The sequence below is a fragment of the Haloarcula sp. K1 genome (assembly GCF_001647155.1).
GTDB classification, from domain to species: domain Archaea; phylum Halobacteriota; class Halobacteria; order Halobacteriales; family Haloarculaceae; genus Haloarcula; species Haloarcula hispanica.
On record NZ_LRHL01000023.1, the window covers coordinates 212,310 to 234,825 of the forward strand.

Sequence of the window (22,516 nt, forward strand, 5' to 3'; positions counted from 1 at the left end):
GCGGCGTCGGTCCCGCAGAAAAGGCTACTGCGTACTATTACGCCGACCGCTCGTTGAGATACGCCTGGAATTCACTGATCAGCGGAAGCACGACCCAGAAGGTCAGCGCGCCCAGCACCGCGAACCAGAAGAACGCGTCGCCCATGAACAGGGCGATCTGATCGAACGTGGTCGGTTCCTCGATAGTAAGTTCGCCGGTGAGCTGTGCCCCCTCGAAACTCGGCGTGTTGTACCAGCCCTTGATGGTCATCCAGCCCAGTCCGCCGACCATGAGGCACGCGAACCCCTTCATGAACTCGTCAGCCATTATCCGAACGTTAGGTAGCGTCGTCTTTAGACTTTCCCATTTCCTCGGTACGGAAGCGCGTCGAGAACGCATAGACGACTGTGCCAGCGAGGATGCACGCGATCCCGGCGATGCCGACCGGAACGTCGATCTCCGAGGCGGGCGCCGAGGCCCGCTGTGTCGCCACGTCGACGAGGATGAATCCGGCGACGACGCTGACGACCGCAAACAGCGTCGAAAACACCGTCACGGCCTTGTACACGCGCAGCGGCACCACAACGTCCCGCCGCTCCGAACCGTCCTCAGCCCCCGCTGACTGGTCCTCTGTCATCGTCGCTAGTACGGGCGGGAGCCACTTTACTGCGGCGAGATGCAGTCGCAACGCTCGCGGTAGTAGTAAGCAGAGAATGTAAAAACCGACGGAGAAATCGACCGGTCAGATTACTTCGGCGGCCGCAGCCGGTAGTACCGACGGTTGAGGTCGAACATGTAGCCCTCGCGCATCGTCTTGAGCACCGCGTAGGTGATGGTCGCGCTGACGATAGGGACGAGGAACGTCAGGTCGAACAGCAGGTGCGAGTCCATCGGGACGAGGTTCTTGATGGACAGCGCGGCGATGGTCAGGCTGAAGATGACGCCGGACATCCCGACCGCAGCCCAGAACGGCTGCTCGACGGGACGGCGCGCGGACCCCTTGTTCAGGAAGGGGACGATGGCAACGAAGCCGACGACCACGACGTTTGCCAGCACACCGTAGGTTCGGTCAGCCATGAGCTTCGAGCCGCCGAGGATGCTCAGCTCGGGGTTCAGCGGGCCGAGCTTGAGCAGGCCAAAGGACCAGTAGAGATACCAGTCCGGCAGGATAATTGCCGGCGTCACAGCGGAGTTAGCGGGGTTCGGCATCTCTGGCGGTAACGTCGCCGAGACGAACAGGATCATGCCCACGAAGAACGACGTCAGCGCGATGTTGCGCATCATCTCGTGGGGCCAGGCCGGGAACGCGAGCACGTCACGCTCGACGTAGTCCGACTGCTGGCGAAGGTCCTGGTCCTCGCGGCGCGCCCGCTCGAAGTACTCGTAGGTCAGCCGGGAGAGCCCCTGGGTCCGCTCCTTTCGCTCGGACCATGCGGGAGTCTCGTCGTCCGGCGAGACGATACCGGTGCCGGAACCGTCCGTGCGAACGTCGTCTGTGTCGTTGTCGCTCATAGTATTAGTGTGGCTCAGCGATCCCCTGCATCCAGACGATGCCGATGTGGACCGCGATGATGGCAGTCGTGATGAACGGCAGGAAGAACACGTGCAGGATGTACATCCGCTGTAGCGTGGCCTGCGAGAGCGTGAACCCGCCGAACATCAGCTGTGCGACCCACTCACCGATAAGCGGGATGGAGAGGGACATCTCGACGCCGATCTGGCCGGCCCAGAACGAGAGCTGGCTCCACGGCAGCAGGTAGCCGGTGTACCCGAACACTAGCGTCAGCGAAATCAGGACGATGCCGATGAGCCAGTTCAGCTCCCGCGGCTCCTTGTACGCTCCGGTGAAGTACACGCGGAGCATGTGGAGGAACACGGCGGCGACCATGATCTGTGCGGCCCAGCGGTGGACCGAGCGCAGGAAGTAGCCGAGGTTGAGCTGGCCCATGATGAGCATCACTGAATCGTACGCGACCGTCGGCGACCCGTCGGCAGCTGCGGCGGCCGGTGCGTAGTAGAAGCCCAGCAGCGCGCCGGATATCGCGGCGACGACGTACGCAACTGTCGAGAACGATCCGAGTGCGTACAGTGGGTACCAGTACCAGAACTTGTTGTCGAGATTGTACTGTTCCGTGTGGCTCTTTGGCATCTGCATGTTGACCTTGTAGTAGAGATCTTCGAGGATCTCTAGGTAGTCAACGACGCGCAGTCGCCTGTCGAGCCAGATGAGCACGGTCAAGTACACCGATTCCACCGGCGTCAGCTCGCGCGATTCCATCCAGCCTTTGTGGTCGTGTTCGTCTTTGCGTTCGAGACTCATTGATTACTCCGTTTTTGGTGGGCGTGGCAGCGCCACGAACGTCGATTGCACAGGACTGAACGGGTCGTACACGGACTGGTGGCACTGACAGTAGATGTCGTTGGCTGCGGCGAAGTTAGCGCTTCCCTCCTGTGTCTTGAACCCGGGCACACAGCAGAAGTGTGTACATTTGTTCAGCCAAGCGATGAAGCCCTGGTCGGTCGCCTCGGAGACGAACGACTGGACGTTTCCGGGAAGGTTCGCGTACTCGCCCTCGCCGTTGGCCATCTTCTCGACTTCGACTGACCGGATTATCTGCACTGGGGCGCCGTTCTTGCCCTCGCTGTTGGTCCGCCAGACGACGCTTGCGGGCTTCCCGACGCCAGGGTCGCCGATGCCGTTGCCCCACTCCTGGTAGTCGTCGAACATGTCGACCGTCATCGGCTTGCCGGACTCGTACTCCCCTTGCCAGGAGAAGGATCCAGTACTGTTGAGGAACGTGTTGTTCCGTTCGGATTGCGGGTAGATAGCCGCAGTACTCTGGATACCGCAGTACTGGAACCACTGCGAGGAGTAGTCGATACCGCTCCCGCCGAAGTCGGATGCGACCGCCGCACCGGCGTTCTCGTCGTATTCCGGCCAGATACCGCTGATTTCGCCGCCGTTGATCTCGATGGGGATGATCGGCATTCCTCGCGGAGCCGGTCCGTCAGTGTTCTCGACGGCGACGAACGGCGTCGTTCCGCCACCTTCGCCGGCGGCATCCGTCGTCGCGTCGACGGCTGCGGCGCCACCGACGCCGACGCTGGAGAGTGCCGCACTCCCGACGACGCCCTTTACGAAGCGACGACGGCCTGTTTCAGCCGGATATTTGTCTTCATCAAGTGGCATATTATTTCTTGTAGTATGGGTACACTGCGCGTTTGAATGTCTCTGCGAACTTGTCGCCGTCCGCCATCGTCGTGCCGTCGACGTCTTCCTGACGGATATAGAGGTCTTCCCACTTGCGACGGCGCTTCTTGACGATCATTACGTCGGGGAGGAACTCCTTTCGGTACAGCAGCATGATGAACGCCAGGTCGATGAAAATCGCCGTCAGCACGCCGCCCATGAACATGTTGGCCTCGATGAGACGGACCGTCAACACCGTGCCGATGCCGGACGCCCATCCGGCGATCATGCCGTAGGTGAAGAGGCCGACGAGGCCGACCTGAATCACCGTCAGAAGTACGATACCGACAGCCGCTGCTGTGCTCTCGCGCGGCGGTTCGTACCGGTGGATATCACCGTACGTGGAGCCTTCGGACGCCATTAGTTGTTCCCTCCGCTAGTGTGGGGCGACTCGCCGTACTTCAGCTGGAAGAACGTGAATATCAGCGGGATGATGACTGCGAGGCCAGCGCCGAACCCGACGTAGTGTGGCTGAATCGGGACGCCGGCGTAGTGCGGGTCGACTTCGACCGGGCCGCCGCCACCGATTGTCTGCGTCGGGTACTCCTCGCCGACGACGATAGCGCCCTTCATGTTGAGTCCCTCGTGGGGGACACAGAGGTACGGGTAGATGCCGTCCTCCTCGAAGGTGTGCTCGTAGTTGACGCCGGCACTGGAGGCTGTGCTGCCGGAGTCCAGCGGTCCGTCGCCGTCCGAGACGACGTTGTGGCCGCCGCCGTTGCCCGTCCATTCGAACTGGACGGTCGCCCCGTTGTCCACATGGACGGCTGGCGGGCCGAACCCGTACGCGCCGCCGTTGGCCTGCACGCCGACCTCGACAGTTACTGTGTCCTGTCCGGTCGCATCGACGGTCGATCCATCGAAGTTCCCGACCGAATCCAGGAAACCGCCGTAGTCCGGGACGGTTTTCGCACCGTCACCGCCTTCCTCCTGTGCGGCGGCTGCGCCGGTGGCACTGAGGGTCGCCGCAGCACCGGCGGCCCCCCCTGCTGTCCGGACGAACTCCCGTCTGTTCATATACACTCTGGAATCAGGACTGAGTTTGTATAAACCCACCGAATACCACCCGCAGGAACCGTCATTACCCGGCTTCGTCAGTCTCGGCCGCCCCGTCTTCAGACCCCGAATTCTGTGGGTCGAGCTCCGGAACGAACTCCGGTCGTTCGCCGTCCTCGAGTCCGATAGCCCGGAGTCTGTCCCGGTACTCTTCGGCGCGGAACGTGTCCGAGAGCCTCGCGTTTGCGACGGTGAAAAAGAGGACGAGCGACACACCGATGAAGGCAGCGCCAGCCACGACCAGGAGCGCAATGCTGGTTCCCCTGTTGCCGATGACGCCAGCGGTCGCGAGCACTGCGCCCCCGAGCAGGGCAATCCCGGCCAGGAGCTGCGCCCCGGCAATCGCCTGTAACATCCAGTTACCGAGTTCGCCGCCACCCTCGGGAACTGACTCCGGTTCGGGAAGGGGCCTGTCGGGGACGTTCTCTGGCACGTCGTAGGAATCCATGGAACACAGCGCGACCGTGGGCTTCACGTCACGCATGACAGTCCCCTCGCCTTCGAGGCTGCCGTCCGGATAGACAACCGCGTAGCCTTCGTCGGAGTACGCGAGAACTCGCGGCGGGTCCCGATGGCGTTCGATGCGGGCGAACACGTCGCGGTTTGCAACGCGGTTCCGCAGGTCCCGCGTGACCCGGTCGAGCAGGTCGTCGCCGGTGATCCAGGAGTCCTCGTCGAAGGCAACGTCCCATTCCTCAGCAGTCATCTCGGCCATGTCCGCCGGGCCGAAGTTGTCGAAGTCGTACTTCTCTTCGACCTGCTTCCGGAGTGCCTCCGTGTCGAGTTCCTCGCCCGACTCTCCGTCGTCGGCCGTCTCGCCGCCGTCATCCTTGGCCCCGTGTTCGCCGGGCTCGGTTTCGGCAGCTACCGCGTCCGCAGGGGTGTTCCCGCGCTCGTCCTCCGTGGGAGACGTCGAGTCCGGGTCGGCCATTGCCCGGGTGTACGGACCGCGACGGCTTACAAGTTCTGACCTTCTGCATCCGGCAGTCTTTAGCGAGCACTGTCCCTAGGTCGGCCTATGGTGTCGGACGGCCTCGTGGCCACAGTCGTGTTACTGTCGGTGAGCCTCAGCCTCCCCTGTTTCCTGTACGGCGCGTATTACATCATCGAGACGGAGCCGGTCACCTGGGACGTGCTCGTGCACCATCTGAAGTTCGTCACGACGGGGCTGGTGTTGACCACAGTCCCGATGGTGTTCTGGATGATTCCACGCCTGCCGGACCAGCTCGGTGGCTTGTCCGCCGTCCACGCGATGCTCGGCCTGCAGGCCTACGCGCTGCTTGCCTTCGGCGGAACCGGAATCGTTCGCATCTTCCGCGCAAAGCGGCAGCACGACCTCTACAACGAGTACGACGAAGACCTGTTACTGGACGAAATCGGGGACGAGACGTTCAGCCACTGGCGCTCGCGGCTCCGTATCGGCGTGTTCGGATACGTCATCTTCTGGCTGCTGGCGTATCTGGTCGGTATCGCTCGGTACGCCCTCCGCTACGTGGCGTGAGCGCCGTCGATAGCGGATCTGATTCTCGGAATCTGCGAACGGACTAGATGTTTCATTAGCATTGCATGTCCATCGCTAGCTGTGGTTCCAATGTACGAACACATCCTCTTTCCGACGGACGGTAGTTCCGGAGCAGAAGCCGCGCTGGCACACGCACGCACTCTCGCCGAAACGCACAACGCGACGTTACACATCATGACCGTCCTCGATACGTCGTCGCCGCATATCGGGATGACTGCCCCAGGCCCGGAAGGGGCAACGACCGGCATGACTGCGGAGGAGCACGACGAGTCGGAGTCGGGGATGGTCAACGAAGAACACAACATCGAATCGTCGCTGCGGGAGCGGTCACAGGCCATCGTCGACGCGGCGGCAGACGAGGTCGACGGAGTCGACACCGTCACCGCCGTCGAACACGGCCCACCGCACAGCGCGATCCTCGACTACGTCGACGAGAACGACATCGACCTCATCGTTATGGGGACCCACGGTCGAACAGGAGTCGAGCGATATCTCCTCGGTAGCGTCGCCGAAAAAGTCGTCAGAACGTCCGATGTGCCTGTTCTCACGGCGCGCCTCGGAGAGGACGACAGCTGAAGCCCTCGCGCGGGGCTACCACGCCTCGCCGCTAGCGAGGTCGACGTCGCTGTCTCCTTTCTCGGAGGGACAGATGTCCGCGAGCACGCACGCTCCGCACTCCGCGGAGCGCGCGCCACACACCGCTCGCCCGTGGTCGATAAGAAGGTGCGTGAACTGTTGCCACTCGTCGCTGGGCACCACGTCGAGCAGGTCCTGTTCGATGGCTTCCGGACGCTCTTCTTCGGTAAGGCCCAGTCGCCGCGACAGGCGCTGGACGTGCGTATCGACGACGATGCCTTCGACAATGTCGTGGCCGTGCTGGAGGACGACGTTCGCCGTCTTCCGGCCCACGCCCGGGAGGTCGGTCAGCGCCGACATCGTGTCAGGCACCTCGCCGTCGTGTTCCTCGGCCAGAATCTCACCGATGCCCTGGAGGTAGCCGCCCTTGTTGTTGTGGAACGTGATACCGTAGATGTCCTCGGCCAGTTGCTCCTCGGGGGCTTCGGCGTAGTCCTCGGCGCTCTGGTACTTCTCGAACAGGTCCGCCGTGACCTCGTTGACTCGCTCGTCGGTACACTGCGCGGAGAGGACGACGGCAATCAGCAGTTCCAGACGGCTGCTGTAGTTCAGTGAGATAGTCGAATCGGGGTATTCCTCGTGCAGTCGGTCGACGACCTCTGTTGCCTGTTCTTCGCGTGACTCCAGCAGCGTTCCCATACCGCAGAGCAGTGCTGGGTTCCCTTTGGCGTGTCGTTCTTCGCTGTCTGGACTACAAATGGTATCATTACACATACCACGGCAACACCCTTGTGTCAACTATGAGTACTCTTGTACGTGCCAGGACCAGTGTTCATCCACGGCGAGCAGGTGACACTCCACCCACAGCAAGCAACCGACAGCGACCTGCTACAGCGACTATTAAACGAGCCGCAGGTCCGGCATAACATCGGGTTCAACGAACCACTCTCCGAGCCAGCTGCCGAAGACCTCGACAGCCGCGATGCCGACACGCACTTCGTCGTCTGTGTAGACGACAAGCCGGTGGGGACGTGTTCGCTTCACGAAGACTACCACCCGTGGGGGTTTGGTGTGCTCGGGTACTCGATGTGTCCGGACCGCTGGGGCAACGGCTACGCGACTGACGCTGTCGACTGCCTCGCACAGTACGCGTTTCAGGAACTGCGATTGAACAAACTCGGAGCGGACTGCTATGCCACCAACCCGGCTTCCGCGCGTGTGCTGGAAAAAGTCGGGTTCCAGCAGGAGGGTCGACGCCGCGACCACGCCTTCGTCGACGGCGAGTACGTCGACCTGCTGGAGTATGGCCTGCTCGCTGACGAGTGGTGTCCTTGAAAATATCTCACACACCTACCGAAGCTTCTTTCACCATCCCTTCGTCGGCTTGTGTATGCCCGGACCAACATTCCTCCGGGGCGAGACAATCACGCTCCGAACGGTCGAAGACGAAGACGTGTCGTTCCTGCAAGAGACCATCAACGACCCGGATGTCAGACACGGCCTCTCGGCCACGGAGCCGATCTCCGAACGGGCTGAACGCGAGTGGGTCGAATCCGTGGCCAGTGGCGAGTCCGATGACGTCCACCTGCTCGTCTGTGCTGACGGCGAGGCGGTCGGTATCATCGGGCTGAACGACGTCACGGACCGAATGGGTATGGCCGAGGTCGGCTACTGGCTCACGCCGGACGCGTGGGGCAACGGCTACGCGACCGACGCCGTCCGGACGCTCACCGAGTACGCCTTTCAGGAGCGGCGGTTCCACCGGGTGTACGCGAAGGTCTTCGCCGGCAACGAGGGGTCCCAACGCGTGCTCGAAAAGGCGGGGTTCAAGCGGGAGGGGACGATGCGGGACCACTGGTTCCGCGACGGCCGCTACGAGGACGTGTATCTCTATGGACTGCTAGAGGGCGAACTGGACCGCGGTGAGTAGCTACAACTCGGCGAGGCCACGCAGAACCGTGTCGAGGTCCGGTACAGTCCCGTCCAAATCATCGAATGCTGTCGCCGCCCGAACGCGACATCGCTTGTCAACGACGAACGCCGCTTGCTGCATGCTCCCGTCCTGTTTTCGGACGCCGAACTGCGCAGCGACGCCGTGGGTGTCGGCCAGCAGGGGGTAGGGAAGCGACAGCGCCGCCGCGAGTGACTGGCAGTCGTCGATACCCGCCGGGAGAACGCCAAAGACTGCTACAGCGTCCGAGACGCCTGCCCAGTCTGTCTCGGCTAACTCGGTGAGGAGGGTCCGCGAATCGGAGGCGTCGCCGGGAGCGAAGGCGACGACCGCCGGCGCGCGGTTCGTTGCGGCCGACAGCCGATAGGTACCAACACCTCCGCCAGCGGTCCCCTGCAGGTCGAAGTCCGGGGCCGGATCGCCAGGGCTGAGCATACCGAGCGAACGGGGAAGCGGGACAAAAGTCCCGCGACCTATAGTAGCCATTGAAAATCAGTGCACACCTGCTCGCACGACGGCAGTGCGATCAGTGTGTAATTCGTTTCAATTGTTACTATAGACAGGCGACTGCTCCCTGTGTAGGGACGCTGGCAGCGGCATCAGAGTGCGGCCAGCAGTCGTTGTCCGGGGGCATCTCGTAGCATTTGCTCCCCCGAGCTGGAGACGTTTCAGTCGCAAAGAAGCTTTATAAGCCGTCCGACCAACCACCGTCGTATGGGAATGGAGAATCTACCACAGGAGATTACAGCCCTCGTGGGTCGCGAGGTGTATTCGAAAAACGGCGTGTTCGTCGGCGAAGTCGAAGACCTTCGGCTGGAACTCGACCGCAAGGAAGTGACGGGGCTGGCACTCACCCAGCTCAACACGGAACTGTTCGACGAAGAAGTGAACACAGCCCGGGGCGTCATCATTCCGTACCGGTGGGTCCAGGCTGTCGGCGATGTCGTCATCGTCAGCGATATCGTCGAACGGCTCCGCCAGCCCGAGGCCGGCGACGAGGAAGAGGAAGTCCCCGCCTAGTTTCCGTTCGAACTCTCGCTACTGCTGTCGACACCCATCGCTTCGAACAGTTTCCGCTTGACTGCTTCTTCAGTGAGTTCTAGCAGGGTGTCTCTGTTGTCGTCGCTCGTATCTAAACCGGTGAAGATGCCGAGCGGTATCTCGACGCTGGCGTCCGTGGAGTGACCCGCCGTCTCGCCCATCCCGCCGAACGCGTCCGACAGCACTTTGCCGATGTTCATCCGGATATCCTTCGAGCGCGCGGCGAGGTAGATGGTGTCGTCGGCGATGGCAAACACGGCTGTGGTCGTGATGCCCTCCAGATTGAGGAGGTGCTGGGCCGCCTGCGCCAGCGCGTCGCGGTCCCGAATGAATCCGGCGTTGGAGACGAGATGGCTCCCCTGAACCTCGCGGTTCCGGATCGCTTCCGCGAGCACGTCGAGCGTCTCCGGACTCATCGACGGCGATTCGACCTGTTCGAGCGTGTCGTGGTCGGCGAACGGATACAGGTACGCCGCGGCGGTCAGGTCCGCCGGCGTCGTGTCCCGTTTGAAATCCAGCGTCTCGGCGCGGATGCCGTACAGCAGCGCTGTGGCGACGCTCTGGTCGAGATTGAGGTCCAGTTCCTGAATGTATTTCGTGAGAATCGTCGACGTGGCCGAGATGTTCGGCCGGATATCGGAGAAGGCGGCGTCGTGTTCTAGTTCGTGTTCGTGCTCGTAGTGGTCGACGACGATGTCGACCGAGTCGATGGCCGGTTCGCCGCCCTTGGCAACGTCCACCAGCGCGAACGTGTCGTATTCGTCGAGGTCGACGTCCTCGTTCGATGTCAGTTCGATACCGAGGAGATTGACGAACGCGCGGTTCTCCTGGTGGCCAATCTCGCCCTCGTAGATGATGTCGGCCTCGACGTCGCGGCTCGCAGCGATGGCCCGCAACGCGGCCGCTGAAGCGATGGAGTCCGGGTCCGGCGACCGGTGGATAAGTATCGCCATGCGTTCCTCGGTCCCGTCGATGACGTCCCCGAGCTGTGAGGCCTTGTACTCCAGTTCCCCGGTTTCCAGCGCTCGAAGCGCCGAATCGGCGATGACCGCCGAGGGGTTGATGACCACGTCCGCACCGAGCTCAGTGAGGTCGTCGGCCGACACCGGGTCGTCGGCGCGGGCGACGATGAACTGCTCGCCGCCGGACTCCCGGATGTTCCGGACTGCTTCGGCGTTGGCGTTCACGTCCGGGGACATGATGAGCACCACGTCGCGGTCGGCGACCGTCTGGGCGACGTCAGTCTCGCAGATGTCTGCCTGCTGTGCGTTGAGGTCCTGATCGCGGAGCGCCTCGACTCGCCCCTCGTCCGCGTCGAGGATGAGTACGTCTTTCCCCTCCTCGACGAGTTCTTCCGCCACGGCGTGGCCAACACTCCCACACCCGAGGATGGCGTAGGTCGACATAGAGGCCATCGTGATGCCGCTGGCTGTACTCATTAGTGTCTGTATCGCTTGGCGTCAAGCCTCTTTAATGCCAGCTATTTCTCCAACAACTGGGAACGGCTCCCCGAAAGATCGGTTCGAGAGGGCGTCAAAGGGCGTCTAGTGTGGGCATAGTCGGACCCTGTGCGATTGGTCTCTCAGTTCAGCACCGCTAGCTGACTGGTGTGTACAAGAAACGTGAGACCGACCGACACGAGGCGTCCGAATGAAAACCTATTTTACCGGGCCGTCCAGAGCAATGAGTGCACTGGGCCGGTAGCTCAGTCTGGCAGAGCGACGGCCTCTTAAGCCGTCGGTCGAGGGTTCAAATCCCTTCCGGCCCGCTTTTGCGACGAACACTTCGTGAGGAGCAAAGCGGCTACGAAGCGGTTTTGAACGATGGAACGAGCGACCTGTGGGAGCGAAGTTCCGGTGGTTCAAATCCCTTCCGGCCCGTATTCTTGCGCCGCGAACGAAACCGTGAGCGGCGCGACTTCGATAGGAATGGGTTTGAATGACGGCACGAGTGAGTGTCAACGAGCGAAGTGCAGGTGGTTCAAATCCATTCCGGCCCGTTTTTGCGACGCCCTCTCTGTGAGAGCGAAGCAGCTACCGGGCGGAGTGAACGATGGAACGAGCGGCGGAAAGGGGCGACGTTTACAGACTCAGCCACTCACGTCGTACAGGTCGTCAGTGTCGGTGGCGAGCACTGCGTTGACGACGACGCCGACCATCAGGACAATCGCGGCCACGTACGTGCTCGTGAGGATGAGGATGAGCCCGCTGAGAACGCCGTAGATGGCGTACTGTCCGGCGTTGGCGGCAAAGAACTGGATTGCCGCGTGGAGAGCGGTCCAGCCCATTGCGGTCGTCATCGCGCCGGGGAGGGCATCTTGTGGCGAACTCGCGACGCGTGACGGGACGAAATACAGGGGCAGCAGCGTGACGGTCAGCGCGACGAACAGGACGGCGAACCCGACGAGTACGCTCAGCGGGCCGGTAGCAAAGAGAGCCAAGAACACGCTCTGGACAAGTATCACCAGAACGGCGGCCGTAAGCGTCCCGAGGACAGTTGCGGCGTCACACACCTGCCGCGCGAGTGGCTGCTCTGTCACCGCCTCGATACGCTCGACGACGGTCAGGACGCCGACGGCGACGTTGGCACCGCTCCACGCCAGCACGACCACGGAGAGGACAGTCGCCGCTGTCCGGCCCGTCGCCGCCGTCAATCCCTCGTACAGTAGTTGCTGTGTGTCAGGGGTGAGAAACTGCGCGCCCGTGACTGAAACCACGCCGGCCAGTTGCCGGCCGAAGACGATGAAAACGAGCAACAGCACCGGCATGAGCGAGATGAACGCGTAGTACGCCAGCGACGTCGCGATGTACCTGATGTCGCTCTCGTACGCGATGCTGGCGACTGTCTTCGCAGTTGCCACCCACTCGGCTCGTCGCACCATATCCCGAAAAGGGTGGAAGCAGGGAAACATGGTTGTGCTGAGATAACTGTGGTCGAGGGACAGCTACGACTGGTCGTCCGCAGACCGTCCTCAGCCCTCACGACGTACTGCGCCTGCAGGGCCACGTATGGTTAGCTCAGCCGTCCAATCGCTTTCGCATCTCGACGTGTGGGATGCCGGCTTCCTCGAATTCGTCGCTAACCGTTTCGTAGCCGAGTTGCCCGTAAAACGACTCGACGTGGGTCTGTGCGTGGAGTGTGAGCGTAGTCGCGCCGTCGTCGCGAGCGGCGTCTTCGACGGCTCGCATCAGCGCTGCGCCGACGCCGTCGCCCCGATAGGGCTTGCGGACCGCGACCCGTTCGACCTTGCCGACCGTTGACTCGGGGAACCGGAGTCGGGCGGTCCCGACAGGATACTCGCCGTCACGGGCCAGAAACTGGACGGCGTCCGAGTCGTTCCCGTCGAGTTCTTCGTCCTCGGAGACGCCCTGTTCCTCGACGAACACCGCTGTTCGGACGGCTGTTGCCGCGTCTTTGAACGCATCCCAGGTGCCGACACTGACTTCTAAGTCGCTCATGACCACAACTTCGAGCGGGTCCCCTGTATGTGCTGTTACTGGGAATCGCCGAAACCATCAACACAGACCCGGGTGTAGCGGGCATGCATGACGTACGACTACGCTCGCGACCACGAGCACGAACTGTCGGCGGAGTATCTGTACGCCTCTGACGCAGAGGTTCTGGGAATCTACGACTCCGATGACTCTCTACAGGTCGACGTGGCCGTCATCTGCCCCGAATGCAGCGAGACACTCTGCCTGGAAACGACCGTCGACAAAGTCACGTCGTCCGGGACGGATCTGCCACTGGACGAAGACTACTACGACTAATCGACGTATCCGCAATAATTTTTTCCGCGGCGCGAGTACGGCCGTCCGCTATGTCCGACTTCGACACGTTCGAGTGTTCGAGCTGTGGTGAGTCGTTCAAAGCGTACCCCGACGCGAATGCAGCACGGAAAGAAGCGTGTAGTCCGACCTGCGAAACCGCGGTATAATCAGCTGCGGCTTTTTACATCCCCTTCGGTTGTCAGCGTTAGCTGTCGGGGCTGTAGTTGGGCGCTTCGTCCGTAATCATCACGTCGTGCGGGTGGCTCTCCTGCTGTCCCGCGGCGGAGACACGCACGAACTCGGCGCGCTGCTTGAACTCGGGAATCGTCTCGGCCCCGACGTAGCCCATCCCGGACTGCATCCCGCCGACGAGCTGGTGGAGTTCGGAGGCCAGCGAACCCTTGTACGGCGTCGCGGCTTCGACGCCCTCGGGGACGAACTCCTCGCCCTCCTCGTCGTCCTTGAGGTAGCGCTCGCCGCCACCCTCGTTCATCGCGCCGACGCTGCCCATCCCGCGGTACTGCTTGTACTTCTTGCCGTTCATCGTGATGACGCGGCCCGGAGCCTCGTCGGTCCCGGCGAAGTACGAGCCAAGCATCACCGCGTCCGCACCCGCGGCGATGGCCTTGATGGCGTCCCCGGAGTATCGGATGCCGCCGTCGGCGATGACCGGCACGTCGTGCTGGCTCGCTACGTCAGCGACCTGCGCGACGGCGGTGATCTGGGGCATTCCCGCACCGGTGACCACGCGGGTCGTACAGATGGAACCGGGACCGATACCGACCTTGACGCCGTCGGCGAAGTCGACGACGGCCTCGGCGGCTTCCCGGGTGCCGATGTTCCCGACGACCACGTCGGCGTCTACTTCGGCCTTGATCTCGCGGGCGCTCTCGATGACGTTCGCGTTGTGGGCGTGCGCGCAGTCGATGAACAGGATGTCGACGCCGGCCTCGTCTGCGACCTGCGCGCGGTCCATCTCGAAGGGACCGACGGCGGCACCACAGCGGAGCGAGCCGTCGTCCGCGCGGGCGGCCTGGTCGTACTCGCGGCGCTGGAGGATGCCCTGCATCGTGACCAGCCCGACGAGCCGGTTCTCGTCGTCGACGATGGGGACGCGCTCGATCTTGTGGTCGTACATCAGTTCCAGCGCCTCACGGGGCGTCACGTCCTCGGGGGCGGTGACGACTTCGTCGGTCATCGCGTCCGTGACGGCGTCGTCCTCGCCGACCTCCAGATACGGCCGGATGTCCGTCCCGGAGATGATGCCCAGCACTGCGCCGTTGTCGTCGTCGACGACCGGCGCGCCGGAGACACCCTCGTGTTCCATCATCTCGTCGACCTCACTGACGGTCTGGTTCGGGCTGGCCGTCACGACGTCGCGGATGATGAGCTCGTCGGCGCGTTTGACTCGCTCGATCTCGGTCGCCATCTCGTCGGCGTTCATGTTGCGGTGGAGGACGCCGATACCACCCTGTCGCGCCATCGCGATCGCCATGTCGCTCTCGGTGACGGTGTCCATCGCCGCGGAGAGGACGGGAACGGTCAGCTCGACGGATTTCGAGACCCGCGTCGTCGTGTCTGCCTCGTCTGGTTCGACCCGGGACTCCTTGGGTCTGAGGAGTACGTCGTCGAACGTCAGCGCCTCCGGCACTCGGAGCTTCTCTGAGAAAGGCTCGGAATCGTTCGCCATGTAAATCGTCCACGACGGCCCGGCAAAAACGTTGCGAGACTCGGCGCTACGTGGGGTTCGATGCCACACTTGTCTCGGGAAGCCCGTTCCAGAAATACGCCCGTGATGCCGCACTTGTCATTCCCTGCTCTCGAAGGTGAGACATTCGTCCACAAACATCGAGGTATTTCGGAGAATCGGTGGCGTATGTGCGCAGTTCTCACGCAACGGTTATGTGGGAATGAAGGATAATTAAAAACATGCGACTCACCGAACCCGCACGGAACGGTACTGCCCGCCAGATGACGCCTACAGCGTCGGGCAACACAGCGTTCGCGTGGTTCGGTACCAAGTTCTGGCAGTTCTGTCGTGTTTGTCAGGACCGAGTGAGAACCTCCCGACGGGAGTTGGGTCACGCTCGACCGTAACACGACATGAGTATCTCCAGACACCCGATTGCACTCGACATCGAGCAGCAGGTCGGCCGCGGTGGCCGGCTTCTAGCGACAGTCATGGGTCTGCCGCTCGTCGACGGCATCTTCCCGGTGCTCGTCCTCGCGGGGGCACTCTCGACCTGGATGGGCGTCCTCGAAGTAGGCTTGCTGGTCTTCGGCGGGTCGGCCACCGTCGCCGTCGTGCTGGCCGAGCTCGAAGGCGGTCCCCGCCAGCAGGCCCGCGCGGTACTCATCATCGGAGCCGTATTGATGCCGATTGCGCTCATCGAAGCAGCGCTCGCACCGACGATTGCGGGGGTTGTCAAACTGGGCACCCTCGAACGATTCGCCGGCCTCGTCATCCTCGCCATCGCCGCACAGACCGCAAGCGCCCGGATCGGCGAGTACCTGCCGCGTCCAGCCGTCATCGTCGTGCTCGGCCTGCTGGCCAGCCTCGACCCCGCCGGCGCGACGCTGGTCACCGCCATCGAACCCGGCGTCTTGCTCCGGGCGGCCGCTACCACTGGCGTCGGTATCGGCTTCGCCCTCGCCGTCGCGCTGGCGAGCCCGTGGCTCCGCAACGCCGTCGACATAGACCGGTTCCGCTTCGGCAGCGCTGTCGCGCTCGGCGTGCTCGCCCTCTCCGTCCTCGGCGTGATGCCGACCGACGCACCAGTCGCGCTGGCCGTGCTCGCCGTCACGGCGCTGCTGTCGTTCGATCCGGAGAACGCCCGCACGCGCCACACGGAATACCGCCCCGACGCTGTGGACCTCACCGCCGCCTTCGCCGACGGCGGCGCGTCCCAGGGCGTCGCAGCCGACGAACAGACCGACGAAGGGGCCGCGGTCGAGTACGAACCGGATCAGGAACGCGCCCCGTGGCTGTGACGAGGGAGAACTTTTAGGCCTCTCAGGCCCGGTCGTCCGGTATGAGCGACAATCGCGTGGTCCAGGGCCGGATGCAGACTCCCGAGAGCCTGGCCGAACTCATCGAAGGCGAGGACGTCATGGACGCAGAACCCATCGAAGACGCCGACGACGACTGCCCGGAATGTGGTGAGAACGTCATTTCAGTGGGGTATATGCCCTCTGCGCTGGAGTTTGTTACTGGATACAAGTGCCAAGAGTGCGACTGGTCCGACACCGACCGCGACTGAGCGCCGTCTGCCAATCGAAATCCCTTTAATGCGAGTCGGCTTACGCCGGAGTGCGGGGTCGTGGCCTAGTCCGGGAAGGCGGCTGACTCCAGAGGCCACGCGCCTGGGACGACACTTCGAGGGCTGATATACTGAGCGGCCGGCTGATCACCGGTTCGCGACGATGACCCTCTGGAGTTCCGAGGCGCAGGACGGAGATATCAGCCGATCGGGGGTTCAAATCCCTCCGACCCCATTTCCTGCCGCGAGCTATAACGCGAGCGGCAGAACTGTTGAGAGGTGGATTTGAGCCACGCGAGACGAACGAAGTGAGTCTCGCAGTCAGGTAAATAATCTCCGATCCCATACTGTTACTCTTCCAGATCCGTCTGTTCGTTTGTTTTCGCCGTAGTCGTACGTCTAAGCCCCTTCAGTCTCGGTTTTCACCCTCTCGACGCAGCCAGAGCGTTCCGAACACGGCTCCGAGTCGGCGTCAGGTTTGGGAGGGCAACACTGCCCCAGTCCAATGAGTTTACTTCATGGCGGCTATCTGCCCACGCATGAGCCAGTTATTACGCGATTTACTTGCCGGAAACGCCGACCACGCGGCGGAGTTCCGGGACCGGTTCGACCAGGTCCAGAACTCGCAAACGCCCGACGCTGTCACGGTCTGTTGCTCCGATTCGCGGGTGCTCCAGGACCATATGTGGGGCAACAGCGAGCCGGGGCATCTCTTCACCTGTAGCAATATCGGAAACCGAGTCATCCAGCGGACCGCGTCCGGCGAGGCGGTCTCGGGTGACGTGTTGTACCCCATCGAGCACACGATGACCGAAACCGCCATCGTCGTCGGCCACACCGGCTGTGGAGCGGTGACGGCGACCTACGACGACCTGACGGACGGCCTCGATGAGCCGGCCGGTATCGAGCACTGTCTCGGCGTTCTCAAACCGCATCTCGAGCCCGCGCTGGAACACCTTCCCGAAGACATCGAGCGAGCGGCGGCTGTCAACCGACTCGTCGAGTACAACGTCGACAGGCAAGTCGAGTTCCTCCGCAGCAGCGACGACGTTCCCGACGCTGTGGACGTGTTCGGCGTCGTCTACGACTTTCAGGACGTGTACGGCGGCCGACGGGGCGCAGTCCACGTCATCAACGTCGACGGTGAAACCGATGTCGACGCACTCCGAGCGGCCCATCCCGATATCGACTCGCGGATTACCCGCCTCTGGGAGTACTAGTCCCGCTATCGACTCTCTCTTTGTTCGACCTTGTTCAGTTCGATCAGGAGTCGGAAAATCGCTTTCACGAGGTTCTCGTCAACGTCGAACTGCTCCGCGTTGTCGCCGGCGCGGTCCATGACGGCTTGCTCCTGTTGCTCGTCGGTCGTCGGCAGCCCCTTCTCGTCTTTGACCTGTGCGATGGTGTCGGCCACGTAGGTTCGCTGTGCGATCTTCTCGACGATCTCCTGGTCGATAGTCCGGATTTCGTCGCGCAGTTCGTCCAGCGACATGTCCTCTGGGTTCGGGTTCGTGCTCATACTGTGTGTGTTCCCTTGGTCTGTGTCGTCGTCAGCCAGGTCGCTCCGGGTCGCTCGTCCCAGGCGTCCTGTACGGCTTCGAGTGCGGCCCGCTCGCCAACGGCAGTGAACGACGGGCCCGTCCCGGACAGCGAGACACCCTCGACGTGCCCGAGCGCGTCGAGTACCGGGTCCGTCTCGAAATCTAGCGCGGCCGAGAACGCGAGGCCGTTGACCGTCATGGCCCGCTGATAGTCGCCGTCGAGCGCGAGGTCCTCGACGAGGCGGGCCATCGGTGCGATCTGGCGGCATCGCTCGACATCCGCGTCAGCACTGAACGACTGTTCCGGCGGCGTCCAGACAAGCACGTCCCAGTCGATTTCCTCGCGGGCAAGGAGCGCGTCGTCCTCGTTGTCGGTGACGGTGACACCGCCGAGCATCGACGCCGACGCGTCGTCGAAGGCCCCGGTGACGGTGACGCCCACGTCGCGGGCGGCCATGACGCCGAGGCGGGCCATGTCCTCGCGGCTCATCCGCTCAGTCGCGTCGAGTGCGTCGAGCGTCGCCATGACGGTCGCGTTTGCGGCCGCACTGGAGCTTTTGAGCCCCGACGCCATCGGGACCTCGCTCTCTGTGCGGACAGTCCCGCCGGAGACCGCCGGGACGCCCACGTTCTGTGGGCCGCCGTGGGCGTCGATGACGTACTCGACACAGCGTTCGATGAGCCGCGTGTCGGCGTCCGGAGCACCATCCACCTCGCCAGTGACACCGTCGGTCTCAGTCGAGAGCGTGACGGTCGCTGTCGTGTACTCGTCGATAGCAAACGCCGCACCGCGGCCGGTCGCGAGCGCGTTGAGGACCGTCCCTGCTGCGGGCGCTGCTGCCTTCCCTTCCATCGACGTGTACTCCCTCGCGGACCTATTTACTAACTGCGATACCCCTGTAGCGGCACGTTGACCGCAGTACGAAGCAGTAGCGTCGCAGTAAGACGGACAACACTATACCGATCAGTTCGAAGGGAACCAGCAACGGGAAATGAGCATCGGGAACGCACTCCGGGGAGTCACGGCAGGCATCGCGGTTCTGGGCTACGTCAGCCTGTTTCTGTTGTTGCAGGTCCGGGCGGCCTCAGTGTCAGTGCTGGCGGGAATTGCGGTACTCGCTACTGCTGCACTCGCCGTCGCTGGCGGCCGGCCCGCAGTTCGCCAGGTTCTGGGTCGCGGGTCGTCATCTCAGGAGGACGCGACCGGGTGGTGGCTCGCTCGCGTCGAACCCGCGCTCGAAGACGCCTGGAACACGTATGCGGACCTCGTGCTAACGGTCGGCCTGTGGGGCATCAGTATCGGCTCCTTCGGCGGACTCGTAACCTATCCCGGCGACGAACCGCCGTTTGGCCTCGCTATGACCGGGTTCCTGTCGATGGTCTGTGGACTCATCTCGCTCGGATTTCTCATCGATTCGAGGTACGAGTAGCGGCCGGTGGGACGGCTTCGACGCATACGGATTGTTTGCGCGATGTCCCGGTCTGTTCCGACGCCGGGAGCTACCCGGAAATAATCTACACCGTCCCGTCTCAGGCCGGGAAGAGGAGGTACGGGACGATGAACAGTAACAGAAACATGAACAGAAGGATGAGGCCGTAGCCGGCGAGTGTCCCGGCGGCTGTCAGCCAGGCCGGATGGTCGAACTGCTCGGTGATGTTTGCCATACCGAGCAGTTCAATCGGGGACAGTATAGTGGTTTGGGAGGAGAAGGCACTGACAGACCGAACTACCCGCAATGTCCTGCTTGTGATTGATAACGGTAGTCTTTCAACCATCGGTTCAGTACACTGGCAAAAATGTATATCGTCATCGTCGGCGCCGGTGATATCGGGTCGCCGTTGCTTGAAATCGCGACAGCAGGCGGCAACGAGGTCGTTGCCATCGAAAGGGACGAGGAGCGAGCGGAACGTGCGTCGAGACAGTACGACTGTCTCGTTATCAACGACGATGCGACGTCGAAAGACACGCTAGAGGACGCCGGTGCGGACCGTGCCGATGCGCTCATATCGACGACCGATCAGGACGCGACGAACATCATGGTCTGTCTGCTGGCACAGGAACTGGAAGTGCCGGACATCGTCTCGGTCGTCCACAACCCCGAGCACATGAACGTGTTCCGCCAGATCGGCGTCAACACGATGCAGAACCCACAGCGGCTCATCGCCGAGTACCTCTATCGGGCCGTCAAACGGCCGTCTATCGTCGACTTCATGCGCATCGGCGACCAGGCGGAAGTGTTCGAGATCACTGTCACACCCGGCGCACCGATTGCGGGTAAGACGTTGCAGGAGGCCAATACGGAAGGCCTCATCGGCGGCCAGACGCTCATCGTGGCCATCGAGCGCAACGGCGAGGGCGACCCGATAACACCCCGCGGCAATACACGTATCGAGGCCGACGACTTGCTAACGGTCTACTCGGGCGAGGGGGCGACACCGGAGGTAACCGACATCTTCGGTCACTCCGAGGACCACAACTGACATGTCGCGACGGAACGGCGGGCTACTCCCGACGGACCTGAAAACAATCGCCCGTGATATCGGCTCGCTCCTGCTGATGGAGGCCGGGCTGATGACGATTACGGCCGCCATTGCGCTCGGCTTTCAGGAGTTTCACGCCGCTCTCGGGTTCTTCACCGCGGCCGGGGTGACCGCCGCCGTCGGCGGTCTCGCGAACCGTGGGTTCACCGACGCGCCGGCCCCCCAGATGAAACACGGCATGGTCATCGCCGCCGGCGGGTGGCTGCTGGTCGCCACGTTCGGCTCGCTGCCGTTCCTGTTGACCGCGTGGTTCACGCCCCCCGCCGTCATGGATACGTTCGTTCCAGTCGGAGCGGACACGAGTACGTGGGAGCCGATCAGGGTCGGCGGGACGACGACGCTCTCCAGTCTGGCGTACTTCCGGAACCCGCTTCACGCCTTCTTCGAGAGCATGAGCGGATGGACCGGGAGCGGCCTGACGATGGCGATTCACGAGCCCTCGCTCCCCCGCGCAGTTCAGTGGTGGCGGTCGTTCATCCAGTACGTCGGCGGCGTCGGCGTCATCGTCCTGACCGTCTCCATCCTCTCGCGTCCCGGCAGCGGCAGTTACGCGCTCTACCAGAGCGAGGCCCGCGAGGAGAAGATTCACCCGAGCGTCGTCTCCACCGTCCGAACGGTCTGGAAACTCGTCGTCGGCTACACGGTGCTCTCGTTCGCGCTCCTGTTCGGTGCCATCCTCGCCAGCGATAGCGAGTACGCCGAGTCGCTCCCCCTGTGGGAGGTCGCCTGGCAGGCGCTCAACCACGCCATGACCGGGCTCACGACTGGCGGGTTCTCGGTCACGGACAACTCGATTGCGACGTACAACTCGCCGCTCGTCGAAACCGTTCTGTTGCCGATCATGATTCTCGGTGCGGTCGCGTTCCCGGTCCACTACGTCGTCTTGCACGACAGGCAGATTCGCGAACTGGTGTCGGACTTACAGACTCGCTGGCTGTTCATCCTGCTCGCGCTCGGCGTCGTCGCGCTCTCGGCACAGAACGTATGGTCCGTGCCCGCGACGACTGAGGCGTTTGCCACCCAGTCGTTCCTGCCGTTTTCGGTGCCGATGCTCGACGCCGCACAGCTTGATGCGGTCCGGGACTCGACGTTCCAGTGGGTCAGCGCCCTCAGCTGTACCGGGTTCCAGTCGGCCCCGATCGGCCGCTGGCTCGCTGGCGGGAAAGTGCTCGTGGTCGGCGCGATGGTGCTCGGCGGCGCTGCCGGGTCCACCGTCGGCGGCATCAAGATCATCCGTGGCTACACCATCGCTCGCGGCATCATCTGGCAGTTCTCGCGGGTGTTCCTCCCGACGAACGCGGTGATTACGGCCCGCATCGGGGACCGGACGCTCGACCGCGAGTCGATGGAACGGGAGTTCAGCGAAGCGGCCATCGTCACGCTGCTGTGGCTCATCATTCTGGTGACCAGCAGCGTCGTCCTCACCAACGTCGCGGGACCGGAGTTCGGCTACGCCGATGCCCTGTTTGAAGTCGCCAGCGCGCAGGGGAACGTCGGCCTCTCCTCGGGCATCACCGGCCCGTCGATGTCCCCGCTCGCGGAGGGGATGTTCGTGCTGAATATGTGGGTCGGCCGGCTGGAAATCATCCCGATACTCGTGTTCATCCGCGCTGGACTGTACGGGCTGGAACCGTAGTTGAGCGGGCGGCCCCTTACTCTCCGTCGTCGGGATAGACCTCGCCGAGGAACATCCAGCGTGCCTTCGTTCCACCCTCGGGCCGGGATTCCTGTTTGACGTGGTAGAGATACGGACCGTGGGGACAGTCGTCACAGCCCTGAGCACAGGAAGCCAGCTTTACCACCTCAGTGTAGCCGTCGCGTTCGGTTGCCCGGATGATGTCTTCGTTGGGACCCGGTTCTATCGGCGACGCCGTCTCGTCGTGGAACTGCAGCAGTTCCTGCGCGTAGATGATCGTGTTGCGGAGTTCTTCAGGCGTCAACTCCGGTAGGTCCGTCGCCACCCGGTCCGGAACCCCCTCAGGTGGTGTCGGTTCGTCTGCAGGACTGGTCATACCGAAGTCTCCGTCG

General features: G+C 62.9%; 30 protein-coding genes and 2 tRNA genes. 14 read left to right on the forward strand and 18 right to left on the reverse strand.

Annotated elements, in window-relative coordinates; translation table 11 throughout:
• Positions 1-37: 37 nt before the first annotated feature.
• The 8 genes from AV929_RS08515 to AV929_RS08550 form a co-directional block, all read right to left on the reverse strand.
• Positions 38-307 (reverse strand): hypothetical protein, encoded by a 270-nt coding sequence (locus AV929_RS08515; RefSeq protein ID WP_004517812.1) that lies wholly within the window; start codon positions 305-307, stop codon positions 38-40.
• Positions 308-317: 10 nt separating this feature from the next.
• A complete protein-coding gene (locus AV929_RS08520; RefSeq protein ID WP_014040232.1) occupies positions 318-617 on the reverse strand; it encodes a hypothetical protein in 300 nt (99 codons plus the stop codon).
• A 110-nt stretch (positions 618-727) separates the two neighbouring features.
• Positions 728-1,492, reverse strand: coding sequence for a cytochrome bc complex cytochrome b subunit (locus AV929_RS08525; protein ID WP_014040233.1), 765 nt, complete (start codon positions 1,490-1,492; stop codon positions 728-730).
• Between the two features lie 4 nt (positions 1,493-1,496).
• The gene (locus tag AV929_RS08530) at positions 1,497-2,300 is read right to left on the reverse strand and encodes a cytochrome bc complex cytochrome b subunit (RefSeq protein ID WP_008309387.1); all 804 of its coding nucleotides are present in this window, start codon (positions 2,298-2,300) and stop codon (positions 1,497-1,499) included.
• 3 nt (positions 2,301-2,303) lie between these two features.
• Entirely contained in the window at positions 2,304-3,170 is an 867-nt protein-coding gene (locus tag AV929_RS08535; protein ID WP_014040234.1) for a Rieske 2Fe-2S domain-containing protein, read from the reverse strand.
• Between the two features lies 1 nt (position 3,171).
• Entirely contained in the window at positions 3,172-3,591 is a 420-nt protein-coding gene (locus AV929_RS08540) for a hypothetical protein (protein WP_014040235.1), read from the reverse strand.
• Positions 3,591-4,247 carry a halocyanin domain-containing protein gene (locus AV929_RS08545; protein WP_014040236.1) on the reverse strand — a complete coding sequence of 219 codons (657 nt, stop codon included), beginning with the start codon at positions 4,245-4,247 and terminating at the stop codon, positions 3,591-3,593. Before AV929_RS08545 ends, AV929_RS08540 begins: the two co-directional genes overlap by 1 nt.
• Positions 4,248-4,311: 64 nt before the next feature.
• Positions 4,312-5,217: a hypothetical protein gene (locus tag AV929_RS08550; RefSeq protein WP_064287996.1), complete on the reverse strand. Its 906-nt coding sequence runs from the start codon at positions 5,215-5,217 to the stop codon at positions 4,312-4,314.
• Positions 5,218-5,304: 87 nt separating this feature from the next.
• On the opposite strand from AV929_RS08550, the gene AV929_RS08555 reads away from it, so the two are divergent.
• Positions 5,305-5,787: a hypothetical protein gene (locus AV929_RS08555; protein WP_064287997.1), complete on the forward strand. Its 483-nt coding sequence runs from the start codon at positions 5,305-5,307 to the stop codon at positions 5,785-5,787.
• A gap of 90 nt (positions 5,788-5,877) precedes the next feature.
• The gene (locus AV929_RS08560) at positions 5,878-6,384 is read left to right on the forward strand and encodes a universal stress protein (protein ID WP_064287998.1); all 507 of its coding nucleotides are present in this window, start codon (positions 5,878-5,880) and stop codon (positions 6,382-6,384) included.
• Between the two features lie 15 nt (positions 6,385-6,399).
• Here AV929_RS08560 and nth read toward each other — a convergent pair whose 3' ends face one another.
• Positions 6,400-7,083, reverse strand: coding sequence for an endonuclease III (gene nth / locus AV929_RS08565; protein ID WP_064287999.1), 684 nt, complete (start codon positions 7,081-7,083; stop codon positions 6,400-6,402).
• Positions 7,084-7,200: 117 nt separating this feature from the next.
• Here nth and AV929_RS08570 point away from each other — a divergent pair, with 117 nt between their 5' ends.
• Together AV929_RS08570 and AV929_RS08575 are read left to right on the forward strand one after the other, a co-directional pair.
• Positions 7,201-7,719 carry a GNAT family N-acetyltransferase gene (locus AV929_RS08570; RefSeq protein ID WP_064288000.1) on the forward strand — a complete coding sequence of 173 codons (519 nt, stop codon included), beginning with the start codon at positions 7,201-7,203 and terminating at the stop codon, positions 7,717-7,719.
• Positions 7,720-7,774: 55 nt separating this feature from the next.
• Complete coding sequence (locus tag AV929_RS08575; RefSeq protein WP_044951815.1) at positions 7,775-8,314, forward strand: GNAT family N-acetyltransferase; 540 nt, start codon at positions 7,775-7,777, stop codon at positions 8,312-8,314.
• Here the strand turns inward: AV929_RS08575 and AV929_RS08580 are convergent, their stop codons facing one another.
• Positions 8,315-8,770 (reverse strand): redoxin domain-containing protein, encoded by a 456-nt coding sequence (locus tag AV929_RS08580; protein ID WP_064288001.1) that lies wholly within the window; start codon positions 8,768-8,770, stop codon positions 8,315-8,317.
• A gap of 285 nt (positions 8,771-9,055) precedes the next feature.
• Here AV929_RS08580 and AV929_RS08585 point away from each other — a divergent pair, with 285 nt between their 5' ends.
• Positions 9,056-9,355, forward strand: a complete 300-nt coding sequence (locus AV929_RS08585; protein ID WP_008309371.1) for a PRC-barrel domain-containing protein — start codon at positions 9,056-9,058, stop codon at positions 9,353-9,355.
• On the opposite strand, the gene AV929_RS08590 is transcribed toward AV929_RS08585, so the two are convergent.
• Positions 9,352-10,815, reverse strand: coding sequence for a DHH family phosphoesterase (locus AV929_RS08590; protein ID WP_023843248.1), 1,464 nt, complete (start codon positions 10,813-10,815; stop codon positions 9,352-9,354). The genes AV929_RS08585 and AV929_RS08590 overlap by 4 nt on opposite strands.
• Positions 10,816-11,070: 255 nt before the next feature.
• On the opposite strand from AV929_RS08590, the gene AV929_RS08595 reads away from it, so the two are divergent.
• Positions 11,071-11,144 (forward strand) — tRNA-Lys (locus AV929_RS08595).
• Between the two features lie 321 nt (positions 11,145-11,465).
• Here the strand turns inward: AV929_RS08595 and AV929_RS08600 are convergent.
• The gene (locus AV929_RS08600; protein ID WP_014040245.1) at positions 11,466-12,257 is read right to left on the reverse strand and encodes a YihY/virulence factor BrkB family protein; all 792 of its coding nucleotides are present in this window, start codon (positions 12,255-12,257) and stop codon (positions 11,466-11,468) included.
• Positions 12,258-12,393: 136 nt separating this feature from the next.
• A complete protein-coding gene (locus AV929_RS08605; protein WP_064288002.1) occupies positions 12,394-12,834 on the reverse strand; it encodes a GNAT family N-acetyltransferase in 441 nt (146 codons plus the stop codon).
• A gap of 87 nt (positions 12,835-12,921) precedes the next feature.
• On the opposite strand from AV929_RS08605, the gene AV929_RS08610 reads away from it, so the two are divergent.
• Positions 12,922-13,146, forward strand: a complete 225-nt coding sequence (locus AV929_RS08610; RefSeq protein ID WP_014040247.1) for a hypothetical protein — start codon at positions 12,922-12,924, stop codon at positions 13,144-13,146.
• 205 nt (positions 13,147-13,351) lie between these two features.
• On the opposite strand, the gene guaB is transcribed toward AV929_RS08610, so the two are convergent.
• Positions 13,352-14,836: an IMP dehydrogenase gene (guaB, locus tag AV929_RS08615; protein WP_050037996.1), complete on the reverse strand. Its 1,485-nt coding sequence runs from the start codon at positions 14,834-14,836 to the stop codon at positions 13,352-13,354.
• Between the two features lie 413 nt (positions 14,837-15,249).
• On the opposite strand from guaB, the gene AV929_RS08620 reads away from it, so the two are divergent.
• The 4 genes from AV929_RS08620 to AV929_RS08630 all read left to right on the forward strand — a co-directional run bounded on the left by AV929_RS08620 (position 15,250) and on the right by AV929_RS08630 (position 17,626).
• Positions 15,250-16,137 carry a DUF5794 domain-containing protein gene (locus tag AV929_RS08620; protein ID WP_014040250.1) on the forward strand — a complete coding sequence of 296 codons (888 nt, stop codon included), beginning with the start codon at positions 15,250-15,252 and terminating at the stop codon, positions 16,135-16,137.
• Between the two features lie 41 nt (positions 16,138-16,178).
• Entirely contained in the window at positions 16,179-16,406 is a 228-nt protein-coding gene (locus AV929_RS08625; protein WP_050037997.1) for a DUF5795 family protein, read from the forward strand.
• 54 nt (positions 16,407-16,460) lie between these two features.
• A tRNA-Trp gene (locus AV929_RS21855) sits at positions 16,461-16,641 on the forward strand.
• A gap of 304 nt (positions 16,642-16,945) precedes the next feature.
• A complete protein-coding gene (locus AV929_RS08630) occupies positions 16,946-17,626 on the forward strand; it encodes a carbonic anhydrase (protein ID WP_044951817.1) in 681 nt (226 codons plus the stop codon).
• A gap of 5 nt (positions 17,627-17,631) precedes the next feature.
• On the opposite strand, the gene AV929_RS08635 is transcribed toward AV929_RS08630, so the two are convergent.
• On the reverse strand, positions 17,632-17,925 hold the full coding sequence (locus tag AV929_RS08635) for a chorismate mutase (RefSeq protein ID WP_008309354.1): 294 nt from the start codon (positions 17,923-17,925) through the stop codon (positions 17,632-17,634).
• Positions 17,922-18,800 (reverse strand): shikimate kinase, encoded by an 879-nt coding sequence (locus AV929_RS08640; protein ID WP_064288003.1) that lies wholly within the window; start codon positions 18,798-18,800, stop codon positions 17,922-17,924. Before AV929_RS08640 ends, AV929_RS08635 begins: the two co-directional genes overlap by 4 nt.
• Positions 18,801-18,939: 139 nt before the next feature.
• Here AV929_RS08640 and AV929_RS08645 point away from each other — a divergent pair, with 139 nt between their 5' ends.
• Positions 18,940-19,377 (forward strand): hypothetical protein, encoded by a 438-nt coding sequence (locus AV929_RS08645; RefSeq protein WP_014040254.1) that lies wholly within the window; start codon positions 18,940-18,942, stop codon positions 19,375-19,377.
• 100 nt (positions 19,378-19,477) lie between these two features.
• On the opposite strand, the gene AV929_RS22785 is transcribed toward AV929_RS08645, so the two are convergent.
• The gene (locus tag AV929_RS22785) at positions 19,478-19,612 is read right to left on the reverse strand and encodes a hypothetical protein (RefSeq protein ID WP_014040255.1); all 135 of its coding nucleotides are present in this window, start codon (positions 19,610-19,612) and stop codon (positions 19,478-19,480) included.
• A gap of 132 nt (positions 19,613-19,744) precedes the next feature.
• Between AV929_RS22785 and AV929_RS08650 the strand changes: the two genes are divergently transcribed.
• Positions 19,745-20,428: a TrkA family potassium uptake protein gene (locus AV929_RS08650; protein ID WP_014040256.1), complete on the forward strand. Its 684-nt coding sequence runs from the start codon at positions 19,745-19,747 to the stop codon at positions 20,426-20,428.
• Position 20,429: 1 nt separating this feature from the next.
• Positions 20,430-22,124, forward strand: coding sequence for a potassium transporter TrkG (locus AV929_RS08655; RefSeq protein WP_064288004.1), 1,695 nt, complete (start codon positions 20,430-20,432; stop codon positions 22,122-22,124).
• 16 nt (positions 22,125-22,140) lie between these two features.
• Here the strand turns inward: AV929_RS08655 and AV929_RS08660 are convergent, their stop codons facing one another.
• Positions 22,141-22,500 (reverse strand): hypothetical protein, encoded by a 360-nt coding sequence (locus AV929_RS08660; RefSeq protein ID WP_014040258.1) that lies wholly within the window; start codon positions 22,498-22,500, stop codon positions 22,141-22,143.
• Between the last annotated feature and the right edge of the window lie 16 nt (positions 22,501-22,516).